The organism is Cryobacterium soli, assembly GCF_003611035.1.
In the GTDB taxonomy this organism is placed as follows: domain Bacteria; phylum Actinomycetota; class Actinomycetes; order Actinomycetales; family Microbacteriaceae; genus Cryobacterium; species Cryobacterium soli.
The window spans coordinates 1,440,355-1,457,633 of sequence record NZ_CP030033.1 but is presented as its reverse complement, the minus strand read 5'-3'; the positions used below and the strand labels follow the sequence as shown (position 1 = coordinate 1,457,633).

At 66.8% G+C, this 17,279-nt stretch carries 16 protein-coding genes; 12 read left to right on the top strand and 4 right to left on the bottom strand.

Annotated features, from left to right (window positions below):
- The first annotated feature begins 28 nt into the window (after positions 1 to 28).
- The 8 genes from DOE79_RS06590 (at position 29) to DOE79_RS06555 (ending at position 7,649) form a co-directional block, all read left to right on the top strand.
- Entirely contained in the window at positions 29 to 598 is a 570-nt protein-coding gene (locus DOE79_RS06590; protein ID WP_120337802.1) for a F0F1 ATP synthase subunit B, read from the top strand.
- A gap of 4 nt (positions 599 to 602) precedes the next feature.
- Positions 603 to 1,400, top strand: a complete 798-nt coding sequence (locus tag DOE79_RS06585) for a F0F1 ATP synthase subunit delta (RefSeq protein WP_120337801.1) — start codon at positions 603 to 605, stop codon at positions 1,398 to 1,400.
- 88 nt (positions 1,401 to 1,488) lie between these two features.
- Complete coding sequence (gene atpA / locus DOE79_RS06580; protein ID WP_120340205.1) at positions 1,489 to 3,126, top strand: F0F1 ATP synthase subunit alpha; 1,638 nt, start codon at positions 1,489 to 1,491, stop codon at positions 3,124 to 3,126.
- An 88-nt stretch (positions 3,127 to 3,214) separates the two neighbouring features.
- Complete coding sequence (locus tag DOE79_RS06575; protein ID WP_120337800.1) at positions 3,215 to 4,114, top strand: F0F1 ATP synthase subunit gamma; 900 nt, start codon at positions 3,215 to 3,217, stop codon at positions 4,112 to 4,114.
- A gap of 18 nt (positions 4,115 to 4,132) precedes the next feature.
- On the top strand, positions 4,133 to 5,596 hold the full coding sequence (gene atpD / locus DOE79_RS06570) for a F0F1 ATP synthase subunit beta (protein ID WP_120337799.1): 1,464 nt from the start codon (positions 4,133 to 4,135) through the stop codon (positions 5,594 to 5,596).
- Between the two features lie 2 nt (positions 5,597 to 5,598).
- A complete protein-coding gene (locus DOE79_RS06565) occupies positions 5,599 to 5,865 on the top strand; it encodes a F0F1 ATP synthase subunit epsilon (protein ID WP_066593688.1) in 267 nt (88 codons plus the stop codon).
- A gap of 20 nt (positions 5,866 to 5,885) precedes the next feature.
- A complete protein-coding gene (locus DOE79_RS06560; protein WP_120337798.1) occupies positions 5,886 to 6,641 on the top strand; it encodes a YaaA family protein in 756 nt (251 codons plus the stop codon).
- A 72-nt stretch (positions 6,642 to 6,713) separates the two neighbouring features.
- The gene (locus tag DOE79_RS06555; protein ID WP_245977297.1) at positions 6,714 to 7,649 is read left to right on the top strand and encodes a malate dehydrogenase; all 936 of its coding nucleotides are present in this window, start codon (positions 6,714 to 6,716) and stop codon (positions 7,647 to 7,649) included.
- Here DOE79_RS06555 and DOE79_RS06550 read toward each other — a convergent pair.
- Together DOE79_RS06550 and DOE79_RS06545 are read right to left on the bottom strand one after the other, a co-directional pair.
- A complete protein-coding gene (locus DOE79_RS06550) occupies positions 7,646 to 8,248 on the bottom strand; it encodes a DNA-3-methyladenine glycosylase I (RefSeq protein ID WP_120337796.1) in 603 nt (200 codons plus the stop codon). The two genes, DOE79_RS06555 and DOE79_RS06550, sit on opposite strands and share 4 nt — an antisense overlap.
- A complete protein-coding gene (locus tag DOE79_RS06545) occupies positions 8,245 to 8,754 on the bottom strand; it encodes a methylated-DNA--[protein]-cysteine S-methyltransferase (protein ID WP_120337795.1) in 510 nt (169 codons plus the stop codon). Before DOE79_RS06545 ends, DOE79_RS06550 begins: the two co-directional genes overlap by 4 nt.
- A 132-nt stretch (positions 8,755 to 8,886) precedes the next feature.
- Here DOE79_RS06545 and DOE79_RS06540 point away from each other — a divergent pair, with 132 nt between their 5' ends.
- The 3 genes from DOE79_RS06540 to DOE79_RS06530 all read left to right on the top strand — a co-directional run bounded on the left by DOE79_RS06540 (position 8,887) and on the right by DOE79_RS06530 (position 13,622).
- Complete coding sequence (locus tag DOE79_RS06540; RefSeq protein ID WP_120337794.1) at positions 8,887 to 9,849, top strand: aldo/keto reductase; 963 nt, start codon at positions 8,887 to 8,889, stop codon at positions 9,847 to 9,849.
- Between the two features lie 84 nt (positions 9,850 to 9,933).
- Positions 9,934 to 11,667 carry an ABC transporter ATP-binding protein gene (locus tag DOE79_RS06535; RefSeq protein WP_120337793.1) on the top strand — a complete coding sequence of 578 codons (1,734 nt, stop codon included), beginning with the start codon at positions 9,934 to 9,936 and terminating at the stop codon, positions 11,665 to 11,667.
- Positions 11,664 to 13,622, top strand: coding sequence for an ABC transporter ATP-binding protein (locus tag DOE79_RS06530; RefSeq protein WP_120337792.1), 1,959 nt, complete (start codon positions 11,664 to 11,666; stop codon positions 13,620 to 13,622). The genes DOE79_RS06535 and DOE79_RS06530 overlap by 4 nt, the downstream gene beginning before the upstream one ends.
- 74 nt (positions 13,623 to 13,696) lie before the next feature.
- On the opposite strand, the gene DOE79_RS06525 is transcribed toward DOE79_RS06530, so the two are convergent.
- Both DOE79_RS06525 and DOE79_RS06520 read right to left on the bottom strand, forming a co-directional pair.
- Positions 13,697 to 14,866, bottom strand: a complete 1,170-nt coding sequence (locus tag DOE79_RS06525; RefSeq protein ID WP_120340204.1) for an IS30 family transposase — start codon at positions 14,864 to 14,866, stop codon at positions 13,697 to 13,699.
- Positions 14,867 to 15,174: 308 nt separating this feature from the next.
- Positions 15,175 to 15,810, bottom strand: coding sequence for an acetate uptake transporter (locus DOE79_RS06520; RefSeq protein WP_245977164.1), 636 nt, complete (start codon positions 15,808 to 15,810; stop codon positions 15,175 to 15,177).
- Between the two features lie 218 nt (positions 15,811 to 16,028).
- Between DOE79_RS06520 and DOE79_RS06515 the strand changes: the two genes are divergently transcribed.
- Complete coding sequence (locus DOE79_RS06515; RefSeq protein WP_120337790.1) at positions 16,029 to 17,276, top strand: DUF4192 domain-containing protein; 1,248 nt, start codon at positions 16,029 to 16,031, stop codon at positions 17,274 to 17,276.
- Positions 17,277 to 17,279: the final 3 nt, after the last annotated feature.

Below are 17,279 nucleotides of genomic sequence, written 5' to 3'. Positions count from 1 at the left end.
TCTTTTCTACAACTAGTTAGGAGGCACGATGCTTCACTCAGTGATTGCAGCCGCCGCAGAAGCGGAAGAGGCGGTCAACCCGCTCATTCCCGCGATCTACGACATCATTTGGTCGTCCTTCGTCTTCGTCATCATTCTGTTGTTCTTCTGGAAGCTCGTTCTTCCGCGGATGCAGAAGCTCCTCGATGACCGCGCAGAGGCCATTGAAGGAAACATCGCGAAGGCCGACGAAGCTCAGCGCAAGGCGGAAGCTGCCCTCGAGCAGTACACCGCTCAGCTCGCTGCGGCGCGCGTCGAAGCCGGCCAGATCCGCGAGCAGGCTCGCACCGACGGTCAGCAGATCGTCGCCGAGCTTCGTGAGCAGGCGTCCAACGACGCCGCCCGGATCATGGCCACGGCCAAGACCCAGATCGAAGCAGAGCACCAGGCCGCCATCACCTCGCTTCGCAGCGAGGTCGGCACCCTGGCTCTCGACCTGGCCTCCGGTGTCATCGGTGAAAGCCTGACCGACGACGCGCGCGCCAGCGCCATCGTCGACAGGTTCCTCGCCGACATCGAGTCCTCCGAGAACACGGCCCCCTCGGCCGGAAAGCACTAGACACATGGGAAGCGCCACCAGAGAAGCCTTGGCCTCGTCGCGGACGGCCCTGGCCGCCCACGCCGACTCGGCCGATCTGGCGACGGGCGAAAGCCTGTTCGACGCCGGCCGGGTCATCGGCGACTCCTCTCAGCTGCTGGCCGCCATCGGCGACGCCTCAGCCGATGCGACCGCCAAGGCCGCCCTGGTCAAGGCTGTCTTCGCTCCGACGCTGACACCGGCAGCCCTCGAGCTGCTGCAGTCGGCTGCGGCAGCGCGCTGGTCGAGCCACCAGGACCTGCTCGCAGGGATCGAAGAACTCGGCCTGCGTGTGACCGCCGCGTCCGCTCCGGCGGACGTGTCGATCGACTCAGAGCTGTTCACGTTCGGCGCGGCGGTTTCTTCCGATGCCGAACTCGAACTGGCGCTGACCAGCAAGCTCACCCCGGCCGCGGCCAAGGTCAGCCTCGTCGACGCGTTGCTCTCCGGCAAGGCGAGCGCGCAGACCCTCGTCATCGTGCGTCACCTCGTGCAGCAGCCCCGCGGCCGTCGCATCGGTGAGCTGCTCGGCGACGCCGCCGCGATCGTGGCCGACCAGGCCGACACCATCATCGCCACCGTCATCTCCGCGACGCCGTTGCACAGCACTCAGCTGGACCGACTCGCGAAGAGCCTCTCGGTTCGATACGGCCGCAACCTCACTATCAATCAGGTCATCGACGCATCCGTCGTCGGCGGGCTGAAAGTACAGATCGGCGATGACGTCATCGACGGCAGCATCGCCACTCGTCTCAAGGACTTGAGACTGCAGCTTGCTGGGTAACCTTCGGGTTTCCCAGAACACACAAACCTCGAGACGGTAACGTGTCGAAAAGACAAAGCCTGTACTGCTGTACAGAAAAGGGAAGATGATGGCAGAACTAACGATCAGCCCCGATGAGATCCGTGACGCTCTCCAGGACTTCGTCAAGTCCTACGAGCCGAACAAGACCGCAACGACCGAGGTCGGCTACGTCACCACCGCGGGCGATGGCATCGCCCACGTTGAGGGTCTCCCCGGCGTCATGGCCAACGAACTCATCAAGTTCGCCGACGGCACCCTGGGCCTCGCGCTGAACCTCGACGAAGACGAGATCGGTGTCGTCGTCCTCGGCGAGTTCGCCGGCATCGTCGAAGGCATGGAGGTGTACCGCACCGGCGAGGTCCTTTCCGTGCCCGTCGGCGATGGCTACCTCGGCCGCGTCGTCGACCCGCTCGGCGCCCCCATCGACGGTCTCGGCGAGATCAAGACCGAAGGCCGCCGCGCCCTCGAGCTTCAGGCGCCCGGCGTCATGCACCGCAAGAGCGTGCACGAGCCGATGCAGACCGGCATCAAGGCCATCGACGCCATGATCCCGATCGGCCGTGGCCAGCGCCAGCTGATCATCGGTGACCGCCAGACCGGTAAGACCGCTATCGCGGTGGACACCATCATCAACCAGAAGGCCAACTGGGAGTCCGGCGACACGAACAAGCAGGTTCGCTGCATCTACGTCGCCATCGGCCAGAAGGGCTCCACCATCGCTTCGGTGAAGGGTGCTCTCGAGGACGCCGGCGCGATGGAGTACACGACCATCGTCGCCGCTCCCGCGTCCGACCCGGCCGGCTTCAAGTACCTCGCCCCGTACACCGGTTCGGCCATCGGCCAGCACTGGATGTACGCCGGCAAGCACGTCCTCATCATCTTCGACGACCTGTCCAAGCAGGCCGAGGCCTACCGTGCCGTGTCGCTGCTGCTGCGCCGCCCGCCGGGACGCGAAGCCTACCCGGGCGACGTGTTCTACCTGCACTCCCGTCTCCTCGAGCGTTGCGCCAAGCTCTCCGACGAGCTGGGCGCCGGCTCCATGACCGGACTCCCGATCATCGAGACCAAGGCCAACGACGTCGCCGCGTACATCCCGACCAACGTGATCTCGATCACCGACGGCCAGATCTTCCTGCAGTCCGACCTCTTCAACGCCAACCAGCGCCCCGCTGTCGACGTGGGAATCTCGGTCTCCCGAGTCGGTGGTGACGCACAGGTCAAGTCGATCAAGAAGGTCTCCGGTACCCTCAAGCTCGAACTGGCGCAGTACCGCTCGCTCGAGGCGTTCTCCATGTTCGCCTCCGACCTCGACCCGGCCAGCCGTCGCCAGCTTGCTCGTGGCGCCCGCCTGACCGAGCTGCTCAAGCAGCCCCAGTACTCGCCGTACCCCGTCGAGGACCAGGTCGTCTCGATCTGGGCCGGCACCAACGGCAAGCTCGACGAGGTTCCCCTCGAAGACATCCTGCGTTTCGAGCGGGAACTGCTCGACTACCTGGGCCGTAACACGGGCATCCTCACCACCCTGCGCGAGACCAACGTGCTCTCGGACGACACCGTCGCCGAGCTCACCGCGGCCGTCGACACCTTCAAGCGCGAATTCCAGACCGGTGAGGGCAAGGCACTCGCCTCCGTCGGCCGCGAAGAGTTCGTCGCCACCAAGGCAGAAGACGTCAACCAGGAAAAGATCGTCAAGCACAAGCGCTAGCCGCTGTACGGTCCGCGCCTCCCCAGGAGGCGCGGACCGGATTGCTCGACACCCACCGACACGACAGACAAGTAAGCACAGGAGACACATGGGAGCGCAACTTCGGGTCTACCGGCAGAAGATCAAATCTGCCCAGACGACCAAGAAGATCACTCGGGCCATGGAGCTGATCTCCGCCTCGCGCATCCAGAAGGCGCAGGCGAGGGTTGCTGCGTCCACCCCGTATTCGCGTGCGATCACGCGCGCCGTTTCAGCCGTCGCCACCTACTCGAACATCGAGCACGTGCTGACGACCGAACCGGAGACCATCAACCGCGCCGCGGTCGTCATCTTCGCCTCGGACCGCGGTCTGGCCGGAGCGTTCAGCTCCCAGGTCCTCCGTGAGGCCGAGCAGCTCACCGAGCTGCTGCGCAGCCAGGGCAAGGACGTTGTCTACTACCTCGTCGGCCGCAAGGCGCTCGCGTACTTCAGCTTCCGCCGTCGTGTCTCGGAGCGATCCTGGACCGGCGCCACCGACCAGCCCGTGTTCGACACGGCGCAGGAGATCGGCGAGGCCCTCCTCGAGGCGTTCCTGCGCGGAGCCGACGACGGTGGCGTGGACGAGATCCACATCGTCTACAACCGCTTCGTCAGCATGGTCACCCAGGTGCCAGAGGTCGTTCGTCTGCTGCCGCTCGAGGTCGTCGAAGGCGAAGCCTCCGACGTGGCCAGCGTCCTGCCGCTCTACGAATTCGAGCCCGAGGCCGAGACCGTTCTCGACGCCCTGCTGCCGGTGTACATCGAAAGCCGCATCTTCAACGCCATGTTGCAGTCCGCCGCTTCCGAGCACGCCAGCCGACAGAAGGCGATGAAGTCGGCCAGCGACAACGCCGACAAGCTCATCAAGGACTTCACGCGGCTGTCCAACAACGCGCGTCAGACCGAGATCACGCAGCAGATTTCCGAGATCGTGGGTGGGGCCGATGCGCTCTCATCCGCCAAGAACTAACCCAGAGAAGAGAGAGCAATGACTGACACCGCAATCGCGCCAGTCCTCGCGGAGGACACAGCCGGCGCTGTGGGCCGGATCGCACGCGTTACGGGACCCGTCGTGGACATCGAGTTCCCGCACGACTCGATCCCTGGTATGTACAACGCGCTCAAGACGACCATCGTCATCGGCGACGAGTCGACCGAGATCACCCTCGAGGTCGCCCTGCACCTCGGCGACGACCTGGTGCGCGCCATCGCCCTGAACCCGACCGACGGACTCGTCCGCGGCCAGGAGGTCCGGGACACCGGCTCGCCCATCATGGTTCCGGTCGGAAACGTCACCAAGGGTCGCGTCTTCAACGTCATCGGCGAGGTGCTCAACGCCAAGCCGGGCGAGAAGATCGAGATCACCGAGCGCTGGCCCATCCACCGCAAGCCGCCGCCCTTCGACCAGCTGGAATCCAAGACCCAGCTGTTCGAGACCGGCATCAAGGTCATCGACCTCCTCACGCCGTACGTCCTCGGTGGAAAGATCGGCCTCTTCGGTGGTGCCGGTGTCGGCAAGACCGTCCTCATCCAGGAAATGATCCAGCGCGTCGCGCAGGACCACGGTGGTGTGTCGGTGTTCGCCGGTGTCGGCGAGCGTACCCGTGAGGGCAACGACCTCATCGGCGAGATGGAAGAAGCCGGCGTCTTCGACAAGACCGCCCTCGTATTCGGCCAGATGGACGAGCCGCCGGGAACGCGACTGCGCGTCGCGCTCTCCGCGCTGACCATGGCCGAGTACTTCCGTGACGTCGCCAAGCAGGACGTGTTGCTCTTCATCGACAACATCTTCCGCTTCACCCAGGCCGGTTCTGAGGTGTCGACCCTGCTGGGCCGTATGCCGTCCGCCGTGGGTTACCAGCCGAACCTCGCCGACGAGATGGGCATCCTTCAGGAGCGCATCACCTCGACCCGTGGCCACTCGATCACCTCGCTGCAGGCCATCTACGTGCCTGCTGACGACTACACCGACCCGGCTCCGGCGACCACCTTCGCGCACCTCGACGCCACCACCGAGCTCTCCCGTGAGATCGCATCGAAGGGCCTCTACCCGGCCGTCGACCCGCTGACCTCGTCCAGCCGTATCCTCGACCCCCGCTACTTGGGCGCCGACCACTACAACACGGCCGTGCGCGTCAAGGCGATCCTGCAGAAGAACAAGGAACTCCAGGAGATCATCGCGATCCTCGGTGTTGACGAGCTCTCTGAAGAAGACAAGGTGACCGTGGCCCGCGCCCGGCGCATCCAGCAGTTCCTGTCGCAGAACACCTACATGGCGAAGAAGTTCACGGGCGTCGAGGGTTCGACGGTGTCGCTCAAGGACACCATCGAGTCGTTCACGGCCATCGCCAACGGTGACTTCGACCACGTGTCGGAGCAGGCCTTCTTCAACGTCGGTGGCATCAACGACGTCGAAGAGAAGTGGGCTCAGATCCAGAAGGAGAACGGCTAAGCATGGCTTCGGCTCCGCTTTCCGTGAGTGTCGTCTCGGCGGACCAGCAGGTCTGGTCCGGCGAGGCCACCATGGTCGTGGCGCGCACCGTGGAAGGCGAGATCGGTATTCTCGCCGGCCACGAGCCGTTGCTGGCCATCCTGTCCAGCGGTGAGGTTCGTCTGACCCTGCTGGACGGCACCAAGGTCGTCGCCGAGGCGGCCGACGGGTTCCTCTCGGTCGAGAACGACACCATCACCATCGTGGCCCGCAAGGCCGCACTCGTTTAGGAACTGCCCGCTAGGACACTGTGTTTGTATTGCTACCGCCGTCGGAGACGAAACGCTCCGGCGGCGGTTTTGCGTCCCTGGACATCGACTCGCTGGCCTTCCCCGAGCTGACCGGCCGCCGCCGCACTCTGGTCACCGCGCTGACTGCCCTGGCCGGCGACCCGGATGCCACGGTGCGCGCCCTCAAGCTCGGCCGCACCCAACTGGCCGAGGTCGAGCGGAACGCCACCATCGACTCGTCCCCGACGACCCCGGTCATCGACCGCTACACCGGCGTGCTCTACGACGCCCTGGCCGCCGACACCCTGTCCGCTGAGGCTCGCGCCTTCGCCGGACGGCACCTTCTCGTGCACTCCGCGTTGCTCGGGCCCGTGGCCGGCCTTGACCTGGTCCCCGCCTACCGGCTCTCGCACGACTCCAGGCTGCCCGCGCTGCCGCTGAAGAAGCATTGGGCCACCGACGTGTCCGCCGTGCTCGAGGCGGCGGAGGGGCTGCTGCTCGACCTGCGCTCCGAAGGGTACGTCGGGCTCGGCTCCGCGGCCGGGCACCCGCAGCGGTACTTCCTGCGGGTGGTCACAGAGGGCGCCGACGGCCGGATGCGGGCGCTGAACCACTTCAACAAGAAGGCGAAGGGCGAGTTCACCCGTGCCCTGCTCGAGAACGCACGGGATTTCCATGCCGTCGACGAGCTCCTCGAGTGGGCCCCGACCGCCGACCTCACTCTCCGGCCCGGTGCCCCCGGAGAACTCGAACTGGTCGTGAACTCGCACGCCTAGGATGAAGGCGTGCAGAGACAACGAGTAAACGTCACCGTCACCGGCGCCGGAGGCAACATCGGCTACGCCTTGATGTTCCGCATCGCCTCCGGCCAGCTGCTCGGGCCCGATGTTCCCGTGGCCCTGCGGCTGCTGGAAATCCCCACGGGCATTCGCGCCGCCGAGGGCAGCGCCTTCGAATTGCAGGACAGCGCGTTCCCGCTGCTCCGCGACGTGATGGTCACGGATGACCCGGGTCAGGCGTTCGACGGAACCAACGTCGCGATCCTGGTCGGCTCCCGGCCTCGTGGCCCCGGCCAGCAGCGCGCCGACCTGCTCGAGGGCAACGCCCGGATCTTCGGCCCGCAGGGGGCCGCCATCAACGCCGGGGCCGCCGACGACATCCGGGTGGTCGTGGTCGGCAACCCGGCCAACACCAACGCCCTTGTCGCGTCGAGCCACGCCCCCGACGTGCCCGCCGACCGGTTCACCGCCCTCACCCGGCTGGACCACAACCGGGCGGTGGCCCAACTGGCCGCGAAACTGTCGGTGCAGGTGACCGAGCTGAACGGCGTGATCGTCTGGGGCAACCACTCCGCCCTGCAATACCCCGACGTCTCCCACGCCACCGTCAACGGTCGGCCCGTACGCGACCTCGTCGACGAGGACTGGATCACGAATGAGTTCATCCCGCGGGTGGCAAACCGTGGGGCAGAGATCATCGCCGTGCGCGGCGCCTCATCCATGGGCTCCGCCGCCAGTGCGACCGTCGACCACGTGCACGACTGGGTGAACGGCACCGGCGGCGACTGGACCAGCGCGGGGGTGTTCTCTGACGGCTCCTACGGGGTGCCGGAGGGGCTGGTGTCGTCGTACCCGGTGCGCTCCCTCGGCGGCCGTTGGGCCGTCGAGCCGGGGCTCTCGATCGACGAGTTCTCCCGCGCCCGCATCGACGCGTCCATCGCCGACCTGGTGTCGGAACGCGACGCCGTCAGCGCGCTGGGGCTGCTGGGACCCGGGCGGGCCTAGACGGAAGAGTCCCCACCCGACGACGGCGCGAGGTGGCAGCCGGCCACGTGGTCGTTCACCAGCCCGCTGGATTGCATGAGCGCGTACATCGTGGTGGGCCCGACGAAGCGGTAGCCGCGGGAGCGCAGTTCCCTGCTGAGAGCCTCGGATTCCCGGGTGATCGCCGGGACGTCAGCCAGACCGGGGAGTGGCTCCGGTCGGGCGGTGGGAGCGAAACCCCAGATCAGCTCGGTGAGGCTCCCGTCGAGGGCAACCGTGGCCCTGGCGTTGCCGATGGTGGCGGTGATCTTGCCCCGGTGGCGGATGATCCCCGCGTCGGTCAGCAGGCGCTCCACGTCGTCGTCGGTGAAGGCCGCCACCGTCGGGACGTCGAACCCGGCGAACGCCGCCCGGAAGGCCGGCCGCCGCTTGAGGATGGTGATCCAGGACAGACCCGCCTGGAACCCCTCCAGGCAGAGTTTCTCGAACAGGGCCCGGTCGTCCCGCAGCGGGCGTCCCCACTCCTGATCGTGATAGCGCCGGTATTCGGGATCGGTCCCGACCCATCCGCACCGGCCCACGCCGTCGTCGCCGATCAGGACGGAGGGTCGTTCGGTCATCCGACGTACTCGATGCTCTCGTGCCGCAGCAACCACTGTTTGGTGGGGATGCCCTCGCCGGCGCTGAAGCCCGTGATACGTCCGTTGGACGCGAGCACGCGGTGGCAGCCGACCAGGATCGGCGCCGGATTGGCACCCACGGCGCCGCCGATCGCGCGGCCGGCTCCGCTCTTGCCGATCGACCGGCCCAGCTCGCCGTAGGAGAGGTGCGCGCCGAACGGAATCGAGGCCAACCCCTGCCAGACGCTCCGCTGGAACTCGGTGCCGCGGGACAGCCGCACGGGCACGTCGAAGTCGGTCCGCGCGCCCGCGAAGTACTCGGTGAGCTGTGCGGCCGCGCGGCGCAACAACGGGTTGGGGGCCTCGGGGAGACCCTCGAAAGGCAGGTGGCCGTTCCGCACGATGGCCAACGACCAGACCTCGCGGTCGTCGCCGGTGAGTTCGAGGTCGCCGAGCGGACTCGAGAGGCGAATCAGGTTCGGGGGAAGGAGGGTTGGGCTGCTCATACTGCGACTGTAGTCGGCGGGCCCGGGCGGAACCGGCGGATTTCGGACACTGGAATTTCCGGCCGGACGGCGGGCTGTGGAGGAGGGGCGGAAGGCCCTCATTCTGGCGCCGGAGAGGAATAGTCTGGAGCAATGGCTCAGATCGACTATCGCACTCTCGGCAACTCCGGACTCGTCGTTTCGACTATCGGGCTCGGCTGCAACAACTTCGGGCGGTCGGGCACGACCACCGAGACCCAGGCGGGAACCTCCCTGGTCATCGACGCTGCCATCGACACCGGCGTCACCTTCTTCGACACCGCCGACATCTACGGCGCTGAGCGGGGCCTCAGCGAGACCCTGATGGGGCACTCGCTGCGCGGCAAACGCGATCAGATCGTGCTGGCCACCAAGTTCGGCATGGACATGAGCGGTGCGAACGGGCCGGACTGGGACGCCCGCGGTTCCCGGCGCTACGTGCGCCTGGCCGTCGAGGCGTCGCTGACCCGGCTGCAGACCGACTGGATCGACCTGTATCAGCTGCACCGACCCGACCCCAACACGCCCATCGAGGAGACCCTGTCGGTGCTTGACGACCTCATCCGCGAGGGCAAGATCCGCTACATCGGCCACTCCAACCTGGCCGGTTGGCAGATCGCCGAGGCCGAGTTCACCGCGCGCGCCGGCGGGCATCCGGCGTTCATCTCGGCGCAGAACGAGTACAGCCTGCTCGTGCGTGAAGCCGAGGAAGAGGTGCTGCCCGCCGTGAACGCCTACGGCCTGGGCTTCCTGCCGTTCTTCCCGCTCTACAACGGCCTGTTCACCGGCAAGTTCAACCGCGACGGCGGGCCGGCCGACAGCAGGATTATGATGGTGCGCCGGCACCTGCTCGACGACGCCCCCTGGGACACCATCGAGCGGTACCAGCAGTTCTGCGACGACCGCGGCGTCACCATGCTCGCCGCGACGCTGGCCTGGCTGCTGGCCCAGCCCGGCCTCACGAGTGTGATCGCCGGGGCCACCAAACCCGACCAGATCGTGCAGAACGCCGAGGCCGCCACCAGCTGGCGGCCCACCGACGAGGATGTCGCCTACATCTCGGCCCTCTTCGCCTGACCTGCCCGCACCCGGCTTCACCCCGACGCTCCACCCACACCCGCTCCATTCACACCTCGCTCCACCCCACACCAAGGACACCGGATGCTCTGGAAATTGCTCGTACGCTACCTGCGGCCGCATTGGCGGCTGCTGGTCGCGGTCGTCGTGTTCCAACTCGCCCAGTCGATAGCGTCGCTCTACCTGCCCTCGCTGAACGCCGACATCATCGATGAGGGTGTTGCGACGGGCGACACCGGGTACATCATGCGCGTCGGCGGGGTGATGCTGCTGATCACCCTCGGTCAGATCATCTGCGCCATCATCGCGGTGTACTTCGGCGCCAAGGCGGCCATGGCCCTCGGCCGTGACCTGCGTGGCGCGGTGTTCACCCGGGTGGGTGAGTTCTCCGAGCAGGAGGTCAGCCGGTTCGGCGCCCCGTCGCTGATCACCCGCTCCACCAACGACGTGCAGCAGGTGCAGATGCTGGTGCTCACCACGTGCACCCTGCTGGTCTCCGCACCGATCCTCTGCGTCGGCGGCATCATCATGGCCATGCGCCAGGACCTCGAGCTGTCCTGGCTGATCGCGGTCAGCGTGCCCGTTCTGCTGGTGGCCGTCGGACTCATCATCGTGCGCATGGTGCCGTTGTTCCGCGTCATGCAGGTGCGCATCGACACCGTCAACCGGGTGCTGCGCGAACAGCTCACCGGCATCCGTGTGGTGCGCGCGTTCGTACGCGAAGACGTGGAGACCCGCCGGTTCGGCCAGGCCAACACGGATGTCACCGCAACCGCCCTGCAGGCCGGCCGGCTGATGGCGCTGATGTTCCCGGTCGTCATGCTGGTGCTCAACGTCTCCAGCGTGGCCGTGATCTGGTTCGGCGCGTTCCGCATCGAAGACGGGTCGATGCAGGTGGGGACCCTGATCGCGTTCCTCAGCTACCTCATGCAGATCCTGATGGCCGTGATGATGGCCACCTTCATGGCCGTGATGATCCCGCGGGCCACGGTCTCGGCCGACCGCATCGGCGAGGTCCTCGAGACACCGTCCAGCGTGCGGCCGCCGGCGAACCCGGTGAACGAGACGATCGGGCGCGGCGAACTCGAGCTGCGCGGGGTGGGCTTCGCCTACCCGGGCGCCGAGCAGCCCGTGCTCAGCGACATCAGCTTCGTGGCCCGCCCCGGCTACACCACCGCGATCATCGGCAGCACCGGCTCGGGCAAGACCACCCTGGTGAACCTGATGCCGCGCCTGTTCGACGCCACCAGCGGCACCGTGCTCTTCGACGGCGTCGACGTGCGCGAGCTCAACCCCGACCTGCTCTGGGGGCACATCGGCCTGGTGCCGCAGAAGCCCTACCTGTTCTCCGGCACCGTGCGCAGCAACCTGCTCTACGGCAAGCCTGATGCGTCGGAGGCGGAGATCTGGCAGGCGCTGGAGACCGCGCAGGCGCGAGACTTCGTCGAGAAGCTGGAGGGCGGCCTCGACGCCCCGATCTCGCAGGGCGGCACCAACGTGTCCGGCGGGCAGCGGCAACGTCTCGCCATCGCCCGGGCGCTCGTGAAACGACCGGAGCTGTACATCTTCGACGACTCCTTCTCGGCCCTCGACCTCGCCACCGACTCCCGGCTGCGCGCGGCGCTTGCCGAGGACGTCTCCGACGCCACCATGATCATCGTCGCCCAGCGGGTGTCGACGATCATCGACGCCGACCAGATCCTCGTCGTCGAAGACGGCCGGATCGTCGCCAGCGGCACCCACGAGGAGCTCCTGGAGACCTCGACCACGTATCAGGAAATTGCGGCATCCCAGCTGGCAGCGGAGGCCACCAAATGAGCGACAGCACCGACGACGACGTGAAGGTTCCCGCCCGGCCGCCGCGCGGCGGCGGGCCCTTCGGCGGCATGAACATGCCCGCCGAGAAGGCCATGAACTTCGGCCCGAGCGCCAAACGCCTGATCGGCAAGCTCCACCCCGAACGGCTCTGGCTGGTCCTCGTGCTGGTGCTCGCCGTGGTCAGCGTCACCTTCTCGGTGATCGGCCCGCGCCTGCTCGGCGAGGGCACCAACCTGATCTTCTCCGGCATCGTGTCCAAGACGCTCCCCGCCGGCATGACGCAGGCCGAGATCATCGCCGGGCTGAACGCATCCGGCGACACGGCCAAGGCCGACATGCTCAGCGCCATGACGCTCACGCCGGGCCTCGGCATCGACTTCGCGGCGCTGTCCAGCGTTCTGTTCTGGGTGCTGGCGCTGTACATCCTCGCCTCCGTGTTCAGCTGGCTGCAGGCCCTGGTGCTCAACGCCGTCGTGCAGCGCACCGTCTACCGGCTGCGCGAAGAGATCGAGGCGAAGATCAACCGCCTGCCGCTGGGCTACTTCGACACCGTCAAGCGCGGCGAGCTGCTCAGCAGGGTGACCAACGACGTCGACAACATCTCGCAGAGCCTGCAGCAGTCGCTCAGCCAGGTCGTCACGTCGCTGCTCACCGTGGTGGGCGTGATCGTGATGATGCTCCTGCTCTCGCCGCTGCTCGCTGTGATCGCACTCGTGACGGTGCCGCTGACCCTGGTGACCACCGTGCTCATCGCCAAGCGCTCGCAGAAGCTCTTCGTGGCGCAGTGGACCCACACGGGCGAGTTGAACGGCCAGATCGAGGAGACCTTCTCCGGTCACGCCCTGGTGAAGGTCTTCGGCCGCCAGAAGGAGGTGGAGCAGCGCTTCACCGCCAAGAACGCCGAACTCTACGAGGCCAGCTTCGGTGCCCAGTTCGTCAGCGGCATGATCATGCCCGCGATGACCTTCATCGGCAACCTGGTCTACGTCGGCATCGCCGTCGTCGGCGGTCTGCAGGTGGCCTCCGGCGCCATGCAGCTCGGTGACGTGCAGGCGTTCATCCAGTACTCCCGCCAGTTCACCCAGCCGCTCGCGCAGCTGGGCTCCATGGCCAACCTGCTGCAGTCCGGTGTGGCCAGCGCCGAGCGGGTGTTCGAGCTGCTGGATGCCGACGAGCAGACGCCCGACGAGGAGCCCGCAGAGACCCCCGTCGAGACGCACGGGCGCCTGGTGTTCGAGAACGTGTCGTTCAGCTACAGCCCGGACAAGCCGCTCATCGAGAACCTCAACCTGGTGGCCGAACCCGGCCAGACCGTTGCGATCGTGGGCCCCACCGGGGCAGGTAAGACCACCCTGGTGAACCTCATGATGCGCTTCTACGAGATCGGCGCCGGCCGGATCACCCTGGACGGCGTGGACATCTCGAAGATGACCCGCAACGACCTGCGCAGCCGGATGGGTATGGTGCTGCAGGACACCTGGCTGTTCGGCGGCAGTATCCGCGACAACATCGCCTACGGGCGACCGGACGCCACCGAGGAGCAGATCCTCGAGGCGGCGAAGGCCACCTACGTGGACCGGTTCGTGCACTCGCTGCCGGAGGGCTACGACACCGTGCTCGACGACGAGGGCGGCAACGTCAGCGCGGGGGAGAAGCAGCTGCTCACCATCGCCCGGGCGTTCCTGGCCCGGCCGAGCGTGCTGATCCTCGACGAGGCCACCAGCTCGGTCGACACCCGCACCGAGGTGCTCGTGCAGCACGCTATGAGCGCGCTGCGGGCCGACCGCACGAGCTTCGTGATCGCGCACCGCCTGTCGACCATCCGGGATGCCGACCTGATCCTGGTGATGGAGGCCGGCCGCATAGTGGAGCAGGGCAACCACGACCAGCTCCTGCTCGCTGACGGCGCCTACCGGGCCCTCTACGATTCCCAATTCGCGGCGGCGATCGAGTAACCCCACCGCCTTGAGGTGTGAGAAAAGCCCCAGAAACGTGGCGGTTTCCAGTGGTCGTTGCAACACCGGATGGTTTAGGTACTGAAAAGTAGATCACGTAAGCGCTCGGCTGGGGTATCCCAGTCGAGCGTTTTGCGTGGGCGGGCGTTGAGTTCTTGGGCGACGTGTTCGAGGTCTTCGGGGCCGTAGATGTTCAGGTCTGTGCCTTTGGGGAAGTATTGGCGCAGGAGCCCGTTGGTGTTCTCGTTCGTTCCGCGCTGCCAGGGGCTGGCGGGGTCGCAGAAGTAGACGTTCATACCGGTGTCCGTCTTGACCGTCCTGTGGGCGGCCATTTCTGATCCTTGGTCCCAGGTCAGTGATCCGCGCAGGTGCTCGGGCAGGGTGCCGATCGTGCTGATCAGGGCGTCGCGGACGGACTCGGCGGTGTGGTCGTGGGGCAGGTGGAGCAGCATGACGTAGCGGGTGGTGCGTTCGACCAGAGTGCCGATCGCGCTCTGGTTGAGGGTGCCGGTGATGAGGTCCCCTTCCCAGTGCCCGGGAACGGCCCGGTCCTCGACTTCGGGAGGACGCTCGGAGATCATGACCATGGGGTCCACGAAACGAGGCCGGCGGGCGTCGCCGGTGTTCTGCGTTTTGCGGCGGGCCCGGCCGGTGCGTAACGCCGCAGTAAGTTCCCGGCGTAATCCACCGCGGCCTTGGAGATACAAGGCTTGGTAGATCGTCTCGTGGGTCACGCGCATCTCCTGATCATCGGGATAAGTCTTGATCAGAGTGTGGCTGATTTGTTCTGGTGACCAGTGGAATTGCAGTCCCGTCGTGACGAACGCGCGCAGTCGGGGTGACGTTTCCAGCTTCCGGGGCTTGGGTCGGGGCCGTCGGGTGGCAGCGGCGCGGTGCGCCGCATAAGGCAGGTAGCCGCGCTCAGGCACGGTATTGCGCGCGATTTCCCGACTGATCGTGGATGGCGACCGGCGCAACACCGCCGCGATCGACCGCAGCGACGCACCTGCCACGGTCATGTCGCGGATCTTCTCCCGTTCGAGCAATGACAAGTAACGAGCATGGATCGGGTCAGCCAGCGCCGCCGGCACCGAAGGAACAATCGTGGTCACACCACTTGTGTAGTCGATCACCCGTCCGTCAGGGTGAATTCTCTTGTGCCCCGACTGTCGGATCCCACGGTCCCAGTCATGGGCGGTGCGAACATGCACGCCGACCTGCCGTGCCGCTTCTGAACGACGGATACCCGCAGCACGCAACTGGAGGTACTCGTCCTTGCACGGGTGTGGCCCACGACCAGGGACGCCTTTGGTCGGATTCCAGCCATAACAGGTGCGCTCGTTGAAGCCGAGCTCAGCTGCCGCTGCAGCCCGGGTTCCGAGCCTGGCGACAGCGGAAAAGAACGCATCTCTATCCGCCTGCGAGTACCTACGATTCTTCGAAACTCTCTTGCCCCAAGACACGGTCGTTGCAACTCCCAGATATGCGGGGTGTTGCAACGACCGCTAGAACCCAAGCGTCGAGTTTCTGGGGCTTTCTCACGGTTCGCGAGTTACTTGGAGGGCCAGACGGGGAGGACGGCGCGGCCGGCGGTGGAGTTGTAGACGACGGCGAAGGAGCCGTACCAGGCCAGCAGCGCGGTGAGGATGCCGAACCAACCGCCGAGCTGGTGAATGGCGGTGATGCCGGTGAAGGCGCCGATGGCCAGCAGAACGAACGTGATCGACAGGGCCACGAAGACCGCGAAGATCGAGCCGTTGGTCTTCTTGGCCGCCACGGTCATGTACACCGTGAAGATGGCCCAGGCGAGCAGGAAGGTGCCCATGCCTGACGCTCCGGCGGCGATGTTGCCCCCGGTGCTCTCGAGGTACCAGAACGCCAGCCAGAACGTGCCGAACGAGGTGAACGCAGTCGCGCCGAACGTGTTGTGGTTGCGGAACTCCCAGATACCCGCGATGACCTGGGCGATTCCGCCGTAGAACAGGGCAAGGCCGAGCACCGCGGCGCTGGAGGGGACGATGCCCGTGTTGGACATGCTGAGCACGAAGGTGGTGAGTGCGAATGCGGCCAGGCCCAGCGCGCCGGGGTCGGCCAGGGCGGAGTGGGACGGTGCTGCGAGTGCTGGTGCGGAGGGTGCTGTCGCGGACGCCGGGGAAGCATCCGGAATAGTCATATTATTCTGAGTCATTTGTTCTGAGATTATCAGCCGCCGGGACCGGCGCCCGGGTCGTTGGCCCTGTCATGCACAGGCCTGCACAGTCGTGCACGGGGCTGTGGCGGCGGATGCACGGTCGTGTGCACGGCCGTTGCACAGTCGTTATCCACAGGCGGGGGAGCACGGCGAAACTCTGCACAGCTTCGGCGGCGCCCGGTGGGGGTGCCTAATGCGGGCGCACGGTGGTGCGCATGCAGAAGACAATCGTGAAGACCCCGACTCCCCAGGACTTTCTCGCCCTCGTGCCCCAGCTTGTGGGGTTCCTGCCGGAACGCAGCCTCGTTCTGGTCGCCTTCCGCGGCAACCGCACCTGCGGTGCGCTGCGGTTCAACCTGCCCCACGAGCACGCCGGTGTGACCGAGCTGCGCCGCATCGCCGGCACGCTGCTGGGCACGCTGTGCAAGATTCCCGGTGTGGACGCCCTGGTGCCGGTGCTCTACACCGACGAGGAGATCGGCGACGAGGCGGTGGGTTCCGGTACCGGTCTGCCGGAGGGCGCGTTCCTGCGTGCCGTCCTGGCCAGGGCCGCGCAGTCCGGCTTCCTGGTGCGGGATGCGCTCTGCGTCGCAGCGGATGGGTGGGCGTCCTACCTCGACCTCGAGCAGGTTCCGGGGCAGACGGGACCGGTTCCCGGGGATCGGGGTCGCATGCTGCGGCATCCGCTCAGCGACATCGCGGAGTCGACCGTGACCGAGGTCGTCCCGCCGGGTGACCGCCGGGAACTCGCCCGGCTGCAGACCGGCGCCGAACTGCCCAAGGTGGACCTGCCCACGCGGGAACGCTGTGCGCGCAGGCTGGCCCGCTACCAGCGGCTCGGCCCGGACATGGGGCCCATCCCTGAACTCGTCGAGATGGTGGGCGACATGCTCGACCCGGTCGGCACCGCCGAGACCGCGCTCGGGCTCACCCCGGCAGAGCTCAGTATCGACGAGGCCGCCGTGCTGCTCTTCCTCGTGCAGAGCCCGGCCACCCGCGACCAGATGATGCTGCAGTTCGCCTTCGGTGCGGAGATCGGCGCGCGCAGCCACGCGCTCAACCGGCACTACGCCCAACGGCAACGCGAAACCGGTCTGAGCATGGACGACCTGGTCGAGGCGGAGATGGCCACCGGACGGTCCTTCCAGGAGACGCCACCGACCACCGGCGACCTGATGCTGGGCCTCAGCCGCGAACGGCCGGATCCGGAGCGGGTGGCCCGGGGCATCCAGTTGCTCAAACTCCTTGTGGCGATGGCCCCGCGGTCGGCCCGGCCGGCTCCGCTGTGCATGCTGGCCTGGCTCTGCTGGGCCCTCGGCCAGGGCTCGGTCGCGGGGATCTACATCGACACGGCCCTGGACATCGAGGGCGACTACGGCATGGCGCTGCTGTTGCATCAGGTGCTCGGCAGCGGCCACCTGCCGGAGTGGGCGTTCGACGTGCCCAGGGAGGTGGACGCCTGATGC